This window comes from Ornithinimicrobium jinqii (assembly GCF_045032595.1).
Lineage (GTDB): Bacteria > Actinomycetota > Actinomycetes > Actinomycetales > Dermatophilaceae > Ornithinicoccus.
In genome coordinates this window covers 141352-161222 of record NZ_JBJFZS010000007.1, presented here as the reverse complement: position 1 = coordinate 161222, position 19871 = coordinate 141352, and the positions used below count along the sequence as shown (strand labels likewise).

Annotated in this window: 13 protein-coding genes; 6 read left to right on the top strand and 7 right to left on the bottom strand. The window is 72.5% G+C overall.

Features of this window, described 5'->3' with window-relative positions; all coding sequences use genetic code 11:
• The first annotated feature begins 51 nt into the window (after positions 1 to 51).
• Genes ACI3ET_RS03115 through pgm form a run of 4 tightly spaced genes read left to right on the top strand, consistent with a single transcriptional unit; the run spans position 52 to position 10128 of the window.
• The gene (locus tag ACI3ET_RS03115) at positions 52 to 2136 is read left to right on the top strand and encodes an alpha-1,4-glucan--maltose-1-phosphate maltosyltransferase (RefSeq protein WP_405031490.1); all 2085 of its coding nucleotides are present in this window, start codon (positions 52 to 54) and stop codon (positions 2134 to 2136) included.
• A 3-nt stretch (positions 2137 to 2139) separates the two neighbouring features.
• Positions 2140 to 3912 carry a maltose alpha-D-glucosyltransferase gene (treS, locus tag ACI3ET_RS03110; protein WP_405031489.1) on the top strand — a complete coding sequence of 591 codons (1773 nt, stop codon included), beginning with the start codon at positions 2140 to 2142 and terminating at the stop codon, positions 3910 to 3912.
• Complete coding sequence (glgB, locus tag ACI3ET_RS03105) at positions 3912 to 8474, top strand: 1,4-alpha-glucan branching protein GlgB (RefSeq protein WP_405031488.1); 4563 nt, start codon at positions 3912 to 3914, stop codon at positions 8472 to 8474. The genes treS and glgB overlap by 1 nt, the downstream gene beginning before the upstream one ends.
• A gap of 10 nt (positions 8475 to 8484) precedes the next feature.
• Positions 8485 to 10128: a phosphoglucomutase (alpha-D-glucose-1,6-bisphosphate-dependent) gene (gene pgm, locus ACI3ET_RS03100; protein ID WP_405031487.1), complete on the top strand. Its 1644-nt coding sequence runs from the start codon at positions 8485 to 8487 to the stop codon at positions 10126 to 10128.
• A gap of 16 nt (positions 10129 to 10144) precedes the next feature.
• Here the strand turns inward: pgm and ACI3ET_RS03095 are convergent, their stop codons facing one another.
• From ACI3ET_RS03095 to ACI3ET_RS03065, 7 genes are all read right to left on the bottom strand, one after another.
• The gene (locus ACI3ET_RS03095) at positions 10145 to 11215 is read right to left on the bottom strand and encodes a tetratricopeptide repeat protein (protein WP_405031486.1); all 1071 of its coding nucleotides are present in this window, start codon (positions 11213 to 11215) and stop codon (positions 10145 to 10147) included.
• 74 nt (positions 11216 to 11289) lie between these two features.
• Complete coding sequence (locus ACI3ET_RS03090) at positions 11290 to 12423, bottom strand: hypothetical protein (RefSeq protein WP_405031485.1); 1134 nt, start codon at positions 12421 to 12423, stop codon at positions 11290 to 11292.
• 74 nt (positions 12424 to 12497) lie between these two features.
• A complete protein-coding gene (gene pip, locus ACI3ET_RS03085) occupies positions 12498 to 13484 on the bottom strand; it encodes a prolyl aminopeptidase (RefSeq protein ID WP_405031484.1) in 987 nt (328 codons plus the stop codon).
• A complete protein-coding gene (locus tag ACI3ET_RS03080; protein WP_405031483.1) occupies positions 13481 to 14035 on the bottom strand; it encodes a GNAT family N-acetyltransferase in 555 nt (184 codons plus the stop codon). The genes pip and ACI3ET_RS03080 overlap by 4 nt, the downstream gene beginning before the upstream one ends.
• 88 nt (positions 14036 to 14123) lie before the next feature.
• Complete coding sequence (meaB, locus tag ACI3ET_RS03075) at positions 14124 to 15092, bottom strand: methylmalonyl Co-A mutase-associated GTPase MeaB (RefSeq protein WP_405031482.1); 969 nt, start codon at positions 15090 to 15092, stop codon at positions 14124 to 14126.
• A gap of 75 nt (positions 15093 to 15167) precedes the next feature.
• Positions 15168 to 16373: an acetyl-CoA C-acetyltransferase gene (locus ACI3ET_RS03070; RefSeq protein WP_405031481.1), complete on the bottom strand. Its 1206-nt coding sequence runs from the start codon at positions 16371 to 16373 to the stop codon at positions 15168 to 15170.
• Positions 16374 to 16462: 89 nt separating this feature from the next.
• On the bottom strand, positions 16463 to 18013 hold the full coding sequence (locus tag ACI3ET_RS03065; RefSeq protein ID WP_405031480.1) for an amidohydrolase: 1551 nt from the start codon (positions 18011 to 18013) through the stop codon (positions 16463 to 16465).
• A 93-nt stretch (positions 18014 to 18106) separates the two neighbouring features.
• Here ACI3ET_RS03065 and mce point away from each other — a divergent pair, with 93 nt between their 5' ends.
• Positions 18107 to 18586 (top strand): methylmalonyl-CoA epimerase, encoded by a 480-nt coding sequence (gene mce, locus ACI3ET_RS03060; RefSeq protein WP_405031479.1) that lies wholly within the window; start codon positions 18107 to 18109, stop codon positions 18584 to 18586.
• Positions 18583 to 19869 (top strand): AI-2E family transporter, encoded by a 1287-nt coding sequence (locus ACI3ET_RS03055; RefSeq protein ID WP_405031478.1) that lies wholly within the window; start codon positions 18583 to 18585, stop codon positions 19867 to 19869. The genes mce and ACI3ET_RS03055 overlap by 4 nt, the downstream gene beginning before the upstream one ends.
• Positions 19870 to 19871 lie beyond the last annotated feature (2 nt).

Here is a 19871-nt window from a genome sequence, read left to right as displayed (position 1 = left end):
CTCCCCACCCCGCACGTGCTTGGACCACCCGATCACCGGTAGCGTGAGTGCGTGACCGATCTCTCGACCACGCCGCCCGCCCCCTCCCGTCCCGAGGAGCCCCCGATCGACAGGTCCGTTCTCGCGGTCTTCGGCCAGGAGCCCGTCGGCCGCATCCCTGTCCTGGACGTCGAACCCGTGGTCGACGGTGGACGCCGCCCCACCCGGTCGGTCGTGGGCGAGCTCTTCTCCCTCAGCGCAACCGTCTTCCGCGAGGGGCACGACGCCGTCAACGCCACCGTGGTGCTGACCGACCCCGACGACGTCGAGCACGCCGTCCCGATGACGCAGGTCAACCCCGGTCTCTCGCACTGGGAGGCGGAGGTCTCCGCCGACCGGGAGGGGGTATGGGGCTTCCGTGTCGAAGGGTGGTCGGACCCCTACGGCACCTGGTCCCACGACGGACCGATCAAGGTGCGGGCCGGCGTCGACGTCGAGCTCTCCTTCGAGGATGGTGCCCGCGTCCTCGAGCGGGCCCTGGACGAGGTGGAGCGACCCCCCGAGCACCGGGCGGTCCTCGACGAGGCCATCGTGACCCTGCGCGCCAGCAGCCTCGCGGCCGAGGAGCGTCTGCACGCGGGCACCCGCGACGAGGTCGTGGAGATCCTGGCCGCCGCACCTCTGCGCGACCGGGTCAGCGCCAGCCCCACCTACGCCTGGTGGGTGGAGCGGCCGCTGGCCCTCACCGGCGCCTGGTACGAGATCTTCCCGCGCTCCGAGGGTGCCACCCAGGACCCGCAGACCGGGCTGTGGACCAGCGGCACCTTCGCCACCGCCGCGGAGCGCCTGCCGGCGATCTCCGCCATGGGCTTCGACGTCGTCTACCTCACCCCGGTGCACCCGATCGGCACGACGAACCGCAAGGGTCGCAACAACTCGCTGACGGTGCAGGAGCACGACCCCGGCTCCCCCTACGCGATCGGGTCGGCCGACGGTGGCCACGACGCGATCCACCCCGACCTGGGCGACTTCGACGCCTTCGACGCCTTCGTCGCCCGGGCCCGCGAGGAGGGTCTGGAGGTCGCCCTCGACCTGGCTCTGCAGGCCTCGCCCGACCACCCGTGGGCCACCGAGCACCCCGACTTCTTCACCACCCGGGCGGACGGCACCATCGCCTACGCCGAGAACCCGCCGAAGAAGTACCAGGACATCTACCCCGTCAACTTCGACACCTCGCCCGCGAAGATCTACGCCGAGGTGCGGCGGGTCGTGCAGGTCTGGATCGACCACGGCGTGACGCTGTTCCGCGTCGACAACCCGCACACCAAGCCGGTCGAGTTCTGGCAGTGGCTCATCGCCGACGTCGCGGTGGACCACCCGGACGTCATCTGGCTGGCCGAGGCGTTCACCACGCCGATGATGATGCGGACCCTGGCCAAGGTCGGGTTCCAGCAGTCCTACACCTACTACGCCTGGCGCAACACCGCCGCCGAGCTGCGCGAGTACGTCACCGAGCTGGCCACCGAGACCGCGCCCTACATGCGCCCCTCCTTCTGGCCGACCACGCACGACATCCTCACGCCCTACATGCAGCACGGCGGGGTCGCCGCGCACCTGGTCCGGTCCGCGCTGGCGGCCACCCTGGTGCCCACCTACGGCATCTACACCGGCTACGAGCACGTGGAGAACCGTCCGCGTCCCGGGGTCGAGGAGCACCTCGACAACGAGAAGTACGAGTTCAAGGACCGACGCTGGGGCGAGCAGGTGCCCGGGCGGGCGGACCTCACCGACTGGCTGACCACCCTCAACCGGATCCGGCGCGAGCACCCGTCGCTGCACTGGCTGCGCAACATCACCTTCCACGAGGCGGAGGACGAGAACATCCTCGTCTTCTCCAAGCACGGCGGCGGGGCCGGTGACGGGTCCGACCGGGACACCGTGATCGTGGTCGCCAGCCTCGACACCGCCGCGGTGCGCGAGTCGCGCCTGCACCTCGACCTGCCCGCCCTCGGTCTGGGCCTGCGCTGGGGCGACACCTTCGTCGCGCACGACCTGGTCACGGGTGGACGGTGGACCTGGGACGATGCTCCTTCGGTCAGGCTCGGCCCGGGTTACGGTTCCGAGCAGGTCCACATCATCCACGTCGTGAGGAGCTGACCCGTGCGCGGTCTCAACCTGCACCAGCCCGGCCTGCGCAACGACCCCGACTGGTTCCGCAAGGCGGTCTTCTACGAGGTCCTCGTCCGCGGGTTCGGCGACTCGACGGGCTCCGGCTCGGGCGACTTCTCGGGGGTGCTCAACCGCCTGGACTACCTGCAGTGGCTGGGCGTCGACTGCCTGTGGCTGCCGCCGTTCTACGCCTCCCCCCTGCGGGACGGGGGGTATGACGTGGCGGACTACACCGCGGTCCTGCCCGAGTTCGGGACGCTGCCGGACTTCAACGAGCTCATCAGCCAGGCGCACGCCCGTGGCATCCGGATCATCACGGACCTCGTGATGAACCACACCAGCGACCAGCACCCGTGGTTCCAGGCCTCCCGCTCCGACCCGGAGGGGCCCTACGGCGACTTCTTCGTGTGGTCGGACACCGACGAGAAGTACAGCGACGCGCGCATCATCTTCGTCGACACCGAGACCTCCAACTGGACCTTCGACGCGGTGCGCCGGCAGTTCTTCTGGCACCGCTTCTTCTCCCACCAGCCCGACCTCAACTTCGAGAACCCGGCTGTGCAGGAGGCGATGTTCGACGTCGTCCGCTTCTGGATGGACCTGGGCATCGACGGCTTCCGGCTCGACGCTGTCCCCTACCTCTTCGAGGAGGAGGGCACCAACTGCGAGAACCTGCCGCAGACCCACGGGTTCCTGGCCAAGCTCCGCGCGATGGTGGACGAGGAGTACCCCGGGCGGGTCCTGCTGGCCGAGGCCAACCAGATGCCGGAGGAGGTCGTGGACTACTACGGCACCGAGGACGCCCCCGAGTGCCACATGTGCTTCCACTTCCCGGTGATGCCCCGGCTGTACTACGCCCTCCGCGAGGAGAAGGCCGAGCCGATCGCCCGTGTCCTGGAGGAGACCCCGGCGATCCCCGCCGGAACGCAGTGGGGCACCTTCTTGCGCAACCACGACGAGCTGACCCTGGAGATGGTCACCGCCGAGGAGCGCTCGGCGATGTACGGGTGGTACGCCCCCGACCCGCGGATGCGCGCCAACGTCGGCATCCGGCGTCGCCTCGCACCGCTGCTCGACAACTCCCGCAGCGAGCTGGAGCTGATCAACGCGCTCCTGCTCTCCCTCCCCGGCTCGCCGTGCCTCTACTACGGCGACGAGATCGGGATGGGCGACAACATCTGGCTCCACGACCGGGACGCGGTGCGCACGCCGATGCAGTGGACCCCGGACCGCAACGCCGGGTTCTCCTCCGCGGACCCCGGCAAGCTCTACCTGCCGGTCATCAGCTCGCTGGTCTACCACTACAACAACGTCAACGTCGAGGCCCAGATGGCCAGTGGCTCCTCGTTGCTGCACTGGACCCGCGGCATGCTGCAGGTGCGGGCCGCGCACGAGGTCTTCGGCCTCGGCGAGTTCCACCAGTGCGAGGCCGACAACGACACCATCCTGGCCTTCGTGCGGATCCTGCCGGAGGACGACCTGGAGGAACGGGACGGCCACGTGGCCGTCCTGTGCGTCAACAACCTCTCCTCGCGTCCGCAGGCCGCGCGGATCTCCCTGCCCGAGCGGCTCCACGGCTCCGCCGTCCGCGACCTCTTCGGCGGCCACGGCTTCCCGGCGATCGACGAGGACGGGACGGTGACCCTCACCCTGGGCTCCCGGTCCTTCTTCTGGCTGGGCCTGACCCCGCCCGCTCCGCCCGCCCCTCCCGCTCCGCCCGCCCTTCCGGCGCCGACCACCACCCCCCTCGAGAAGGACTCCTGATGGCTACCCTCTCCCCCGACTTCGGTGACTTCCTTCCCGGCTGGATCGCGCGGCAGCGCTGGTACCGCGGCACGGGGACCGCCCCGCACCTGCGCGAGGTGGCCTCGATCCGCTGGGAGGACCCGCTCGGCGAGGTCGGTCTCGAGGACCACATCCTCGTGGACGACTCCGGCCCCGAGCCGGTCGTCTACCAGGTGCCGCTGTCCTACCGCGCCGAACCTGTCGACTTCATGGCCCCCGCGCTCGTGGCGACCGCGGAGCACAGCGACCTGGGCACCCGCTACGTCTACGACGCGACGCACGACCCGGTCTTCGCCCAGGTCCTGCTCCAGCACATGTACGACCAGCACGACGTCCCGTCCGCCCGGGCCCGGCGCATCGTCGCAGGCGGCACCGCCCCGGCCCTGCGGTCCGCCCGCGTCCTGTCGGGCGAGCAGTCCAACACCTCGATCATCGTCGAGGCCCACGGCGAGACGCGTCCGGTCATCATGAAGGTCTTCCGGGTGCTGCAGGCCGGCGAGAACCCCGACGTCACCGTGCCGACCGCGGTCGCCGTGCGCGGCAACCGCACGGTGCCGGGCCCGATCGGGTACGTCGAGGGGCGCTGGCCCGCCGACGGCGCGGAGGTGCTCGGGCACCTGGCCTTCGCCCAGGAGTTCCTGCCCGACACGCAGGACGCGTGGCGCACCGCCCTGGAGGCGGCCCGGCAGGACGACGACTTCACCGAGCAGGCTCGCAGCCTCGGCACCACGATCGCCTCGTTGCACTCCTCGCTCCGCGAGGCCTTCGAGACCCGCGAGCCGGACCTCGCCTCCCGGGTGACGATCGTGGACCAGATGCGGGCCCGCGCGGACGCCGCGTTCGCCGAGGTGCCCGAGCTCGCTCCCTACCGCGAGGCCGTCGAGGCGATCCACCAGGACCTCGACCACCTCGAGCTCCCGGCGCTGCAGCGCGTGCACGGGGACTTCCACCTCGGCCAGGCCCTGCACGTGCCGGGCCGCGGGTGGGTCGTCGTCGACTTCGAGGGTGAGCCGCTGCGCCCGCTCGACGAGCGCACGGCGCCGGACCTGGCGCTGCGCGACGTCGCCGGCATGCTGCGCTCGTTCGACTACGCCGCGGCCTCGGTCGCGCAGGAAGGTGCGGGCGAACGCGAGGACTGGGCGTCCTCGGCCCGCGCCGCGTTCCTGGAGGGATATGCCGAGGCCAGCGGGGAGGACCTGGACGCCGACGAGCGCCGCCAGCTGCTCGAGGCCCTCGAGCTGGACAAGGCGCTGTACGAGGTCGTCTACGAGGCACGCAACCGTCCCGACTGGATGCCGATCCCCGTCGGTGCCGTGCAGCGGCTCCTCGGCGCGGCCGCCGGGCGGCACGAGTCCGCCGGCCCGTTCCTGCCCAGCGCCGACGACGAGCGCCCGGGGCGGCACCGTGCCGACGGCTCGGGCCAGGCCCACTCGCGGTCCGCGCCGCGGGAGTCCGCAGGTGGCCACGACGAGCCCACGGCGCAGGACTTCGGCGTCGGCGGTGCAGCCGCCCCCACCAGGACGTGGGGGCTGGCCGACCTCGACCCGGCCGTGCACGGACCGTCCTCGCAGGATCCCGAGGACGAGAGCGACGACCTCTCCGCCGTCTACACCGGCGCCGGCCACGGGGTGGTCGCGCAGCCCGAGCCCGGCACCGACGAGCACGCCGACGACGCCGCCCCCGAGCGGCCGCGCACCGCGACGGTGCCCTCCGCCGAGCACCCCCCCGCCAGCGGCGGCACTGCGCACGAGCCGATCCCGGCCCCGGTCGAGATGCTCGCCCCGCTGGCACCGCTCCCCCCGGTCGCCGCCGCCCCCGGCGAGAAGGCTCCCGGTCCCGAGGCCGATGAGCCGCCGACCGCCCGGGTCTACCCCGCCGCCAGCGGCTGGGTGCCGGCGAGGGACGCCCACGGCGTGCCGCTCGACCCGCAGGCCCAGCGCGAGCAGGCCTGGGACCAGGCGCTGCAGTCTCCCGCCATCGTGTCCGGCACCGTCCTCGGTGCTGGCGACGGCGCAGACGGAGGTGCGGTCCGGGGCGGGACCGGCGCTGCGGTCCACACGCGCGTCCCGCTGAGCCCCCCGCAGCATCCGTCGCCGCCGCACACCCGACCCCTCGACCTCGACGACGCCACCGACGTGGTCTACGGCATGCACCGCAGCCCGCACGACATCCTCGGCGCCCACGCGCACGAGGGGCACGTCACGATCCGGACCGTTCGTACGCAGGCCGACGCGGTCTCGGTCCTGCTGCCGGGGGGTCGTGAGGTCGAGATGACCCACGAGACCGGCGGCATCTGGGTCGCCGTCGTGCAGCAGGCGGAGGTCCCGGACTACCGGCTGGCCGTGCAGGAGGGTGGGGAGCGGACCGTCGTCGACGAGGCCTACCGCCACTCCCCCCTGCTGGGCGACACCGACCTGCACCTGATCGGAGAGGGCCGCCACGAGGAGCTGTGGCGCGTCCTCGGGTCGCACGTGCGCACCACCCGTGACGCCCTCGGCGAGATCACCGGGACCCACTTCGCGGTCTGGGCCCCCAACGCCCTGGCCGTCCACGTCATCGGCGACTTCAACGGCTGGGACGGGACCAACCACGCGCTGCGCGTGCACGAGCCCGTCGGCGTCTGGGAGATCTTCATCCCCGGGGTGCTGGCCGGAGCCCACTACAAGTACGACATCACCGGCCCCGACGGCACCCGCCGGACCAAGGCCGACCCGATGGCCCGCGCGACCGAGGTCCCGCCCTTCAACAACACCGTCGTGACGCAGTCCAGCCACCGCTGGGGCGACCAGGCCTGGATGGCCCGCCGCCAGGCCGAGGACATCCACCTCGGCCCGATGAGCATCTACGAGGTGCACCTCGCGTCGTGGCGCCAGGGGCTGGGCTACGAGGAGCTGGCCGAGCAGCTCGTCTCCTACGTCAGCCAGATGGGTTTCACGCACGTGGAGTTCATGCCGGTCATGCAGCACCCCTACGGCGGATCCTGGGGCTACCACGTCACCGGCTACTTCGCCGCCGACAGCCGGTTCGGTCACGAGGACGGGCTGCGTCATCTCATCGACCGGCTGCACCAGGCCGGGATCGGCGTCATCCTCGACTGGGTCCCGGGCCACTTCGCGACCGACCCGTGGGCGCTCGCCCGCTTCGACGGCACGCCGATCTACGAGCACCCGGACCCCCGCAAGGGATGGCACTCGGAGTGGGGCTCCTACATCTTCGACTTCGGGCGACCCGAGGTGCGCAACTTCCTCGTGGCCAACGCGACCTACTGGATGGAGGAGTTCCACGCCGACGGGCTGCGCGTCGACGGCGTCGCTTCCATGCTCTACCTCGACTACTCCCGCGAGGCCGGGCAGTGGATCCCCAACCGGCACGGCGGACGCGAGAACCTCGAGGCGGTGGCGCTCCTGCAGGAGACCAACGCCACGGCATACCGCCGTAACCCGGGGGTCGTGATGATCGCCGAGGAGTCCACGTCGTGGCCGGGCGTCACCGCCCCGACCGACGAGGGTGGGCTGGGCTTCGGGTTCAAGTGGAACATGGGCTGGATGCACGACACGCTCGACTACCTGGGCCAGAACCCCTACCAGCGGGCGCACCACCACCACGCGCTGACGTTCTCCCTCGTCTACGCCTTCAGCGAGAGCTACATCCTGCCGATCAGCCACGACGAGGTCGTGCACGGCAAGGGCTCCCTGGTCCGCAAGATGTTCGGAGACACCTGGCAGAAGTTCGCGACCACCCGGGCCTTCCTGGCCTACCAGTGGAGCCACCCGGGCAAGCAGCTGCTCTTCATGGGCAGCGAGTTCGCCCAGGGCAAGGAGTGGGCCGACGCAGGCTCGCTGTCGTGGGAGCTGCTCGGCCAGTCCGAGCACGCCGGGGTTCAGCGACTGGTGCACGACCTCAACGCCCTCTACGCCGAGCTGCCCGCGCTGTGGGCGATCGACCACCACGAGGACGGCTTCAGCTGGCTCGACGCCAACGACACCCAGCGCAACATCTACTCCTACCTGCGGTGGGGCAACGAGGGTCCGGACGGGCTGCGCCCGGTCGTGGCGGTCGTCGTCAACTTCAGCGGTATGCCGCACCACGGCGTTCACGTGGGTCTGCCCTACGGGGGTCGCTGGCGCGAGGTGCTCAACACCGACGCGGAGCACTACGGCGGGTCCGGCCAGGGCAACATGGGGTCGATCCAGGCCTACGACAACCCGCACCAGCGGCAGCCCTGGTCCGCCCTGGTCACGGTGCCCCCGATGGGCGCGGTGTGGCTCGTCCCCGACCCGCTGACGCCGGAGGAGGAGGCCGCCGCGGCCGCCGTACGGGCCGAGGAGGTCGCCACGCGCCAGGAGCTCGAGGTCGGCCAGCCGGTGGAGGACTCGGTGTCGACGACCGAGGACGCAGAGACGACGGCCGAGGTCCCCGAGACGACGGCCGTGCTCCCCGAGGACGACACCGCCACCGGCGTCGGCAGCGACACCCTCACCGACACCACCAGCACCGCTGCGGCCGACCCGACCGCGGAGCCGGACGAGACGAAGGACTGAGGACGAGGACATGGCACGTCACGAGCGGGCCGGTCAGCCGGCGCAGCCCCAGGACCTGGTCGACGTCGCCCATCTGGTGACGAGCTACTACACCGGCTCCCCCGACCCCGACGACCTCGACCAGCAGGTCGCGTTCGGGACCTCGGGGCACCGGGGCTGCTCGTTGAGCAGCGCCTTCAACGAGCCGCACATCGTGGCGGTGACCCAGGCGATCGTCGACTACCGGCGCGAGCAGGGCACGGACGGTCCGCTCTTCCTCGGCCGCGACACGCACGCCCTGTCCGAGCCGGCGTGGACGAGCGCCATCGAGGTGCTCGTCGGGAACGGCGTCACGGTCATGGTGGACGCCGACGACCGCTACACCCCGACGCCCGCCGTCTCCCGGGCGATCCTCCAGCACAACCTGGAGGGGTCTGGTGGTGCGCAGTCCGACGGCATCGTCGTCACCCCGTCCCACAACCCGCCTCGGGACGGCGGGTTCAAGTACAACCCGCCGCACGGAGGCCCGGCCGACGCCGACGCCACCGGCTGGATCGCCGACCGCGCGAACGCGCTGCTGCGCGCCGGCCTGAAGGGCGTGCAACGGATCCCCTTCGCCCGTGCGCGGTCCGCAGCCACGTCCTACGACTTCCTGGGCGAGTACGTCCGCGCCCTGCCCCGCGTGCTCGACGTGGACGTCATCCGCGAGTCCGGGCTGCGGATCGGCGCCGACCCTCTGGGGGGAGCCGCCGTCGACTACTGGGGTGCCATCGCCGAGACGCACCGGCTGGACCTCACGGTGGTCAACCCGCTGGTGGACCCGACCTGGCGGTTCATGACCCTGGACTGGGACGGCAAGATCCGGATGGACTGCTCGTCGGCCGACGCCATGGCCTCGTTGATCGCGGCGAAGGACGACTACGCGCTGTCGACCGGCAACGACGCGGACGCCGACCGCCACGGGATCGTGACGCCGGACGGTGGGCTCATGAACCCCAACCACTACCTCGCCGTCGCCATCGACTACCTCTTCGGCGGTGCCCGCCCCGACTGGCCCCAGGACACGGCCATCGGCAAGACGCTGGTGTCCTCCTCGATGATCGACAGGGTCGCCGAGGCCCTCGGCCGGCGCCTGGTCGAGGTGCCGGTCGGCTTCAAGTGGTTCGTGCCCGGCCTGCTCGACGGCTCGATCGCCTTCGGCGGCGAGGAGTCTGCGGGAGCGTCGTTCCTCTGCCGCGACGGCAGCGTCTGGTCCACCGACAAGGACGGCATCATCATGGCCCTGCTGGCCTCGGAGATGACCGCGCGGACCGGGCTCACACCCTCGCAGCGCTACGCCGAGCTCGCGGCCGAGCACGGGGAGCCCGCCTACGCCCGGATCGACGCGCCCGCCGACCGGGCCGCCAAGGCCAAGCTCAAGGCCCTGTCGGCCTCCGACGTCACCGCCGACTCGCTCGGCGGCGAGGACATCACCGCTGTGCTGACCGAGGCGCCCGGCAACGGCGCAGCGCTCGGCGGGCTGAAGGTGACCACGGCGAGCGCCTGGTTCGCGGCGCGCCCGTCCGGGACCGAGGACGTCTACAAGATCTACGCCGAGTCGTTCCAGGGGCCGGAGCACCTCGCGCGCGTCCAGGCCGAGGCGCAGCAGGTCGTCGACGCCGCCCTGAGCGGCTGAGCGGAGGGACCCTCGCTCAGAAGAGCGCGGTCATGAGGGCCGAGCGGCCCTTGGCCACCCGCGGGTCCTGGGGACCGACAACCTCGAAGAGGCCGAGGAGGTGGGTGCGCGCGGCGTCCCGGTCTGCGCCGCTGGTGCGGCGCACGGTCTCCACGAGCCGCAGGAACGCGTCCTCGACGTGCCCGCCCACGACGTCGACGTCGGCTGCCTCGATCTGCGACTGCACGTCGCCGGGGCGCTCGGCTGCTGCCTGCCTGACGGACGCCAGGTCGAGGCGGCTCGTGCGGCGCTGCAGGGTGACCTGCCCGAGCCCCAGACGGGCCAGCTCGTCGCCGGGGTCGACCGCCAGGGCGCGCTCGTAGGCGGTGACGGCGGCGTCCCAGTCGCCGAGCTCGATGGCGTCGTAGGCGGCCTGGTGCTCGGCCGACAACCCGTCCTCCTCCGCCTCCTCCGGCGTCGCCGCGTCGTCCGAGGGCCCGGGAAGCGGCCCGCTGACATCCACCCGTCCGGTCACCGCGTTGGTCACGGCAGCCTCCAGGAAGGAGTCGATGAGCGGGTCCACGCGGCTCATGTCCTGGGTGCCGAGGTAGAACGGCATGGGCTGGCCGCCCAGCAGGCCCAGGACGACCGGCAGTGCGCTGACCTGGCCGAAGGTCTGCTGCAGGATCGGGGTGAGCGCCTGCATGATGCCCGGGCTGACGGCCAGGTCGACCGCGACGACCTGGAACCGGCCGTCCTTGTCCTTGGCCAGCTGCGCGAGCTCGAGGAGGTGCGCGTGCGACTCGGGGACCTGCGGCGTCCACAGGACCAGCACGAGCGGCGTGGCGAGGCTGGCGTTGACGACCGCCTCGAACGTCGCGTCGTCCGCCTCCACGAGCGCCCCGGTGCGACCGGGCACCCCGCCGACGAGACCCAGCGTGGAGGCGCCAGCGCCGGCGGGGACGTGGCCCCCAGGGGGGCCTTCCTGACGAGCGGCACCAGGGCCGGTCGCAGGGCGGCCTGCACCAGGGGCGGCCGGACGTGCCCCCAGCCCGGAGAGATCGACGGCACCGCGGAGCGCGGCGGAGCTGAACGGCGGCTGGGACATGCGGGGCTCATCCTCCGGGAGAGGGGGGGCGGACGGGGTGACTCGTCCTCAAGGGTATGCGGTGCCGGTGGGGGTCAGGACCCCCAGGCGTCCACCAGCTGCTCGCGGGCGGCGATCATCTCCGGCTTGAGGTCCTGCTCCGAGGACGCGACCCGCAGGGCCACGAAGACGCTCGTGCGCAGCACGGCCTCGTCCGTGATCTCCTCGTCGTCGGCGAACACGGCGAAGGTGTCGGGCGGGGTCAGCACGCTGCTGGGGCGGACCGTGAAGGTGGTGTCGCGCAGCAGCGAGCCGAGCACGAACCCGGTGCCGTCCTCGAAGAGGAGCGTCCTGGTGTCGTCGCTCACGATCCAGTTCTTCTCACGCAGGTCGGCCTGGTCGGCCACCGCATCGGCCTGCAGCTGGGCCGCCTCGCGCACCGCGGGGCTGTAACCGTGGGTGCGGTAGTCGGGGACCTCCTCGGGCTGCGGCCAGCTGATGTAGGAGGCCAGCACCTTCAGGGTCTCGTGGGGGGGCACAGCCAGGTCGCCCGTGCCGTCGCGCAGCACCGGGGTGCCCACCGAGCGGCGGTCGAAGGTCGGCACCGAGGTGCCCGGCAGCATCGGGGCCTCCCAGACGATGCGGAAGTCCTTCTGCTCGCCGGTCCGGCTCTCCATGAGGTGCAGGAGCGGCACCCCGTCGTCGGGCACGGTCTGGACGAGCAGGAGCTGGGGCAGCTCGCCGTCGTCCCGGCTGATGGCGAGCACGTTGGGCTCGGGCACGGTGTCCCCACCCTCCTCGGCCGGTTCGCCGAGGACGCCCTCGAGACGGTCGGCAGCCTCCGCCGCGGTCCGTGCGGTGGACATGAAGGCCCTCTGCTGGGCGTCGCGCGCATCCTCGCCGTCGCCCTGGAACGCCTCGTGGCGCGCCTCGAGAAGGGCGGCAGCGACCGTCTCGGCGTCCTCGACGCTCAGCACCGCCTCGTCCTCTTCGGTGGACATGGCCACCGTCGTCTGCGAGGCGTCGTCGGTCCCGGCGCTCGTCGTCGTCGTGGCGTCGTCGCTGGTCGCAGCGAGGTCCGGCGTCGAGGTGAGCGCCGTGTCCTCGGTGCTCACGGCGTCCGCAGAAGGAGTCGTGGAGGCGGCGTCCGGGGTGTCGCCGCCGGTGCAGGCGGAGAGCACGAGGGCCGAGCTCAGGGTGACCGCAACGGTCAGGCGAGAGTACTTCATCACAAAACGGTAAACAGGACCACACCAAAGGGCCAAATCAGCGGTTTCCCAGCAAGCCGTGCTCCGGCCGCTCCTCACCCGGTCCGGTCGGCTGCGAACCGGTCGGTCGCCCGGACGAGCGCGTCCAGGATCCCGGGCTCGGAGAACGCGTGACCGGCGTCGGGCACCACCACGAACTCGGCGTCGGGCAGCCGCGCCGCGAGGTCGAACGCCGTGCGTGCCGGGGTGCACATGTCGAGCCGGCCCTGCACGATGACCGTCGGGATGTCGGCGAGCAGGTGCGCGCCCGCGATGAGCTGCCCCTGCCGCAGGAAGCCGCCGTGCACGAAGAAGTGGTTCTCGATGCGCGCGAAGGCCACGGCCTGCTCCGGCTCCACGGCCTTGGCGTAGCCCTCCTCGTCCGGGACCACCGTGATGATCCGCGCCTCCCAGCCGCTCCACGCCCGACCGGCCGGCAGGTGGACCGCGGGGTCGGGGTCGAAGAGCAGGTCGTGGTAGGCCACCTGCATCTCGTGCCGGCGCGCCGGCTCGACCGGCGCGACGAACTCGGCCCACAGGTCGGGGTAGACGTGCTCCAGGTGTCCTCGCTCGTACATCCACGCGAGCTCGTCGGTGCGCAGGGTGAAGATACCGCGCAGCACCAGCTCGCTGACCCGGTCGGCGTGCGCCTGGGCGTAGGCGAGCGCCAGGCAGGACCCCCACGAGCCCCCGAACACCTGCCAGCGCTCGATGCCGAGGTGCTCACGGATCTGTTCCATGTCCGCCACCAGGTGCCCCGTGGTGTTGGTCGCCCACACCTGCGGGTCCACGGTCGTGGACGCGTGCGGGGTCGACCTCCCGGCCATCCGCTGGTCGAAGAGGACGATCCGGTAGCGGTCCGGGTCGAAGACCCGGCGCTGGCGCGGCGAGGTGCCGCTCCCCGGCCCCCCGTGCACGAAGACCACCGGCCTGCCCTGCGGGTTGCCCGACACCTCGACGTACAGCTCGTGCCCGTCCCCCACCGGGAGCACGAAGGTGTCGTACGGATCGATCTCGGGATACAACGTTCGTCGCTCGGTCACGGTCCGACCCTCTCACCCGGGTGCGACGGTCGGGCCATCCGCACCTCGGTCATCCCCCCGTGCGCGGTGTCGGTGGCCCCGTCGAGAGCGAAACCGTGCCGCTCGTAGAAGCGCACGGCCCGGTCGTTGCGCTGCGCCACCCACAGGTAGGCCGGTCCCGGTCCGAGCACCTCGTCCATGAGCCGCGCGCCCAGTCCACGGCCCTGGTGCTCGGGCGCGACGTTGAGGACCCACAGCTGCTCGGGCGTCGGGGGGTTCTCGTCGCGGGCCGGGCCGCACATGATCCACCCGGCCGCCTCGTCGTCGAGCACCGCCACCCGGATCCGGCGACCGTCCTCGGGAACGGTGCCGTGGGCGTACGCCTGCGCCACCGAGTACCACAGCGGCCGGAAGGTGTCGGCGGACAGGTCGTCGAGCAGCTCGTCGCCCACCAGCCCACGGTAGGTGCTCTCCCAGACCCGCGCGTGCAGCGTCGCGAACGGCTCGACGTCCTCCAGGACCGGGGACCTCAGCAGGTATGCCGCCGCGCGCGGGTCCGGCGCGGGGCTCACCGCTCCCTCTCGGGCAGACCGCTGTCGTCGGAGGCAGAGTGTGCGAAGGAGGGTGCGAGGAGTGCCACGCGACAACCGTAGCGCGGGGTCACCCGGTCAGCCGGTCTACCACCTGGTCCGCGGCGGCGTAGGGGTCGAGCTCCCCGGCCAGGACCTCTGCCACCACGTCGTGCAGCACCCCCTCCCCGCGCAGGTCGCCCATCCGACGACGCAGGTCGGCCAGCGCGATCGCCTCGACCTCGCGGGCCGCGCGGGTCCGGCGGCGGTGGTCGAGCTCACCGTGGCCCTGGAGCCACTCCCAGTGCGCGTCCAGCGCCTCCATCACGCCGTCCACGCCCTCGCCCCGGTCCGCCACGGTCCTGAGCACGGGAGGCCGCCAGAGGTGCGGCTCCGTCCGGTCACCCAGCGAGATCATGTGGCGCAGCTCGCGCACGGTCGCGTCGGCGCCGTCGCGGTCGGCCTTGTTCACGACGAAGACGTCACCCACCTCCAGGATCCCGGCCTTGGCAGCCTGGACGCCGTCACCCATCCCCGGGGCGAGCAGCACGACCGTGGTGTCCGCCAGCGAGGCGACCTCGACCTCGGACTGCCCCACACCCACGGTCTCGACGAGGACGACGTCGCAGGCTGCAGCGTCCATCACCCGCAGCGCCTGCGGCGTGGACCATGCCAGGCCGCCGAGGTGCCCCCGCGAGGCCATCGAGCGGATGTAGACCCCTGGGTCGAGCGCGTGCTCGGTCAGCCGGATCCGGTCACCCAGCAGGGCGCCCCCGGAGAACGGGCTCGACGGGTCGACGGCCAGCACCCCCACCCGCTGCCCCCGTCGCCGCAGCGCGCTCACGAGCATGCTGGTGCTCGTCGACTTCCCGACGCCCGGGCTCCCCGTCAGCCCGACGATGCGGGCCCGGCCCGCGTGCGGCGCCAGCGCAGCCATCACCTCGCGCAGGGCCGGGTCCGCGTTCTCGACGAGGGTGATCAGCCGCCCCAGGGCGCGTGGGCTGCCCGCCCTGGCCTGCTCGACCAGGCCAGGGACGTCCACCTCACGTCGGGAGCGCACCGGCCCAGCATAGGTATGCGGTGCGTCCCGCCGTCACCGGCCGGGGTGCACCGCACACCAGGAGGGGCGGGTCGCTCAGTCCTGGGACGGGACGCGCAGGATCAGGGCGTCGCCCTGCCCGCCCCCGCCGCAGAGGGCGGCGGCGCCGACGCCGCCCCCGCGACGCTGCAGCTCCAGGGCGAGGGTGAGCGCGAGGCGGGCGCCCGACATGCCGATGGGGTGGCCCATCGCGATCGCGCCGCCGTTGACGTTGACGCGATCGGGGTCGAGGCCGAGCTCCTTCGTGGCGGCCAGCCCGATCGCGGCGAAGGCCTCGTTGATCTCGACGAGGTCGAGGTCGGTGGGCTCCAGACCCTGCTTCGTGCAGGCGGCGGCGATCGCGCGCGCGGGCTGGCTCTGCAGTGTGGAGTCCGGCCCGGCCACCATGCCGTGGGCGCCGATCTCGGCGAGCCAGGACAGCCCGAGCTCCTCCGCGCGGGCCTTGCTCATCACGACCACCGCGGCGGCCCCGTCGGAGATCTGGGAGGCCGACCCGGCCGTGATGGTGCCGTTCTTGCTGAACGCGGGCCGCAGCGCGCCGAGCGACTCCGTGGTGGTGGCCGGCCGGATCCCCTCGTCGGCCTTGAACGAGACCGGGTCACCCTTGCGCTGCGGGATGTCGACAGCGACGACCTCGTCGTCGAAGGACCCCTTCTCCCAGGCCTGCGCCGCCAGCTGGTGGCTGCGCGCCGCGAAGGCGTCCTGCTCCTGCCTGGTGAACTCGGCCGAGCCGCAGTTGGCGGACTCGGTCAGGTCGCCCATCCCCTGGTCGGTGAAGGCGTCCCAGAGGCCGTCGTAGGCCATGTGGTCGCGCACGGTGACGTCGCCGTACTTGTAGCCGGCGCGCGACTTCTCCAGCAGGTGCGGGGCGTTGGACATCGACTCCTGGCCCCCCGCGACCACGACCTCGACCTCCCCGGCACGGATCAGCTGGTCCGCGAGCGCGATGGCGTCCAGGCCCGAGAGGCACACCTTGTTGATGGTCAGCGCGGGCACGCTCATCGGGATTCCGGCCTTCACGGCGGCCTGGCGGGCGGGGATCTGGCCTGCGCCAGCGGTGAGCACCTGGCCCATGATCACGTAGTCGACCTGGTCGCCGGAGATCCCGGCCCGCTCGAGGGCACCCTTGATGGCGAACCCGCCGAGGTCGCTGCCGCTGAAACCGGACAGCGAGCCGAGCAGCCGGCCCATCGGGGTCCGGGCCCCCGCGACGAGAACGGAAGTGGTGCGGTCGGTGGTCATGCCTGGCCTCCAGCGTCGGTGGTGGGTGCGTCTTTTCCTCGCCACTCTAGTGCGGCCACGGACCTGCCCCGGACGGCGGTGGCACCGGCTCAGCCGCCGTGGACGACCTGCCCGTCGAGCACCGTCGCCGACACCTGCAGGCCCAGCAGGACGGCGGCGTGCTCGGCAGAGGTCATCCCTGGCTCACCCCGCGGGTCGGCGTCGACGAGCACCACGTCGGCCGGGTCACCGACGTGGACCCGACGCCCGTCGACCGAGGCCGCCAACGCCTCCTGCGGCGTGAGCGCCTGCTCGGGGTGCCAGCTCGGGGAGCCGACCGGACCGCGGTGGACGGCAGCCGCCATCGCCAGCCACGGGTCCAGGGGGGCCACGGGCGCGTCGGAGCCGAGGACGACCTCGATGCCCCGGTCCAGGAAGCTGCGCAGCGTGAAGGTGCGGCCGGTGCGGTCCGGCCAGCACTGCTCGGTGACGACCCGGTCGTCGAGCAGGTGGGCAGGCTGGACGCTGGCGCGCACCGGAAGCCCCGCCCAGCGGTCCAGGTCCTCAGGGGCGACGAGCTGTGCGTGCTCGATCCCGCCGACGGCCCCGGTCGCCGCGAAGGCGCGCAGGGCCTGTCCCACGGCCGCGTCGCCGATCGCGTGCAGCGCCACCTCCAGCCCCGCGGCGTGCGCGGTGGCCAGGAGGGTGTGCAGCTCCTCGCCGTCGAGGTTGGGTGCGCCACGGGGGTGCTCGAGGACGGCTGCGTCGGCGTAGGGCTCGCAGCACCACGCCGTCCGGGTGTTGAGGGAGCCGTCGCTGATGATCTTCAGCGGCCCCAGCCGGACCAGCCCGTCGGTGCGCCCGACCAGGTCGCCCGTGCGCACCTCGGCGTCGAGGACCTCCTGCAGGCCCTCGGGGTAGACCCCGATGCGGGCCCGCAGCGGAGGCAGCCCGGCGTCCGTGCGCTCCTGCCACTGCCGCCAGGGGCGACCGAACTCCAGGTCGGTCAGCCCCACCACTCCTCGCGCGTGGGCGTCGCGGATGACCCGTCCGACCCCGGACTCCGCGTCGGCCCTCGCCCCCGGCAGGCTGCTGAGCCGGTCGTAGACGGGGAACCAGTCCCCCTCCGCCAGCACGCCGGTGGTCTCGACCGACACCCCGAGGAGGCGCAGCGCGGGGCTGTTGAGCCAGCCGTGGTGGGCGTCGCCGCTGATCAGCACGACCGGCACCGCGGTGGTGGCCCGGTCGAGGGCCGCGACGGACAGCTCCTCGCCCCAGGTCGCGGACCGGTGGCCGAACCCGACGAGGACGCCGGTCGGCGGGAGCGGGCCGAGCGCCAGCCGGTGACGCACGACAGCCACGGCCTCCGCCACCGACCGGGCCCCCGAGAGGTCGAGACGGGAGCGCGACGAGGCCCACTGGGTGAGGTGGACGTGGTGGTCCCAGAGCCCAGGCAGGGCCCACCGGCCCGCACCGTCGACCACGGCGGTGCCCGGCGGGGCCTCGATGTCGGTGCCGGTGGCGCTGACCACCCCGCGGCCGAGCAGGACGTCGACGAGGCGGCCGGACGCGTCCGCGCCGTGGGCCGGCAGCCCGGCCGACGACCCCAGGTCACCGTCGAGGGGCACGATGCGCACGTCGCGCAGCAGGAGGTCGCTCATGGCCAGACCGTAGACCGCCGTCCACGGGTTCCGGCAACCCGTCCTGCGGCGGGGGACCGGCGCGGTGCGGGCGCTCGGGCCTACCCTGGGGTCATGAGCGCAACCCCCGCCCTCGGCGAGGTCCCGGCCCTCGGACCGTTCCTCCTGGCCATCGACCACGTGGGCCTGGCCGTGCCGGACCTCGACGCGGCCATCGCCTTCCACCAGGACGTCCTGGGCAACCGCCTCGTCCACGAGGAGACCAACGAGGAGCAGGGGGTGCGCGAGGCGATGATCGCGGTCGGCAACCCCGACGGCGGCGGCGGCGAGGAGCAGCCGACGATGATCCAGCTCCTCGCACCCACCGGGCCGGACTCGGCGATCGCGAAGTTCATCGACCGGCACGGCCCCGGCCTGCAGCAGCTGGCCTACCGGGTCAGCGACCTCGAGGCCGTCAGCGAGCTGCTGCGCGCGCGCGGCCTGCGCCTGCTCTACGACAACCCACGGCGTGGCACGGCCGGCTCGCGCATCAACTTCATCCACCCCAAGGACGCGGGCGGCGTGCTCGTCGAGCTCGTGGAGCCTGCCGGGTGACCGAGGCCAGGACGACCGGCCCGCGGGCCGAGGAGCGACGCCGGCTCGCGGTGCTCGGTCGGCTGCGCCCGCACCACGTCCCCGGGGCCAGCAGACGGGCCGTACGGTCCTGGCGCGCCTACCGCGAGCGTCAGCTGGCCGAGCTCGCCGAGAGCAACCGGTTGCAGCAGGAGCTGCGCGAGCAGCTGCGGCACCCGGTCCGGGCGCAGCTCGTGGCCCCGGACGAGCCCTCGACCAGCCGCCCGTGGTGGCAGGCCTCGCCGTTCTACGTCGGCTTCACCTTCGCCCTGGGTGCCCTCCTGGCCTGGCTGCTGGTGCAGAACCTCACCCGGCTCACCTCGGTCCTGACCTTCATCGTCGTCGCGGTCTTCGTGACCCTGACGCTCGACCCCGTCGTGCAGTGGCTGACCCGGCGCAGCATGGGCAGGGGGGGCGCCGTCGTGCTGGTCTTCCTCGGCCTCGTGGGGGTGGTGACGGTCATCGGCCTGCTCGTCGTCCCGCCGATCGTCACGCAGACCGCCGCGCTCGTGGACCGGACCCCCGACTACGTCGAGAACCTGACCACCCAGCCCTGGCTGGCCCGGCTCGACGAACGGTTCGACCTGTCCGCGTGGTTGGCGGCCGAGGCCGACCAGCTGGCCACCGACCGTTCCACCCTCTCGACGATCTTCGGCGGGGTGCTCGGCGCGGCGGGCTGGGTGGCCGGCAGCCTCGTGGGCCTGGCGACCACCATCATCCTGACGCTCTACCTGCTCGCCACGCTGCCCACCGTCAAGGAGGCCGGCTACCGCCTCGTGCCGCACAGCAAGCGGGAGCGGGTCGTCGGGCTCGCCGAGGAGATCATGCGGCGCGTGGGCGGCTACGCCTTGGGACAGGGCGCCGTCGCCACCATCAACGCGGTGTGCTCGTGGGTGATGATGCAGATCCTGAGCATCCCCTACTCCGCCATGCTGGCCGTGCTCGTCGGGCTGCTGGGTCTCATCCCGATGGTCGGCGCCACCCTCGGGGCCGTGCTGGTCGGCGTCGCCGCGATGACGGTCAGCCCGACAGCGGTGCTCGTGGTGGTCGTCTACTACGTCGTGTACCAGCAGTTCGAGAACTACGTCATCGTGCCCAGCATCATGCGCCGCACGGTCTCGGTGCCGGGCGCCGTGACCGTGGTGGCCGTCCTCGTCGGCGGCACCCTGCTGGGGGTGCTCGGCGCGCTCATCGCCATCCCCGTCGCGGCGGGCCTGCTCCTGATCTACCACCAGGTTCTCGTGCCGCGGCAGGACCGCCTCTAGGC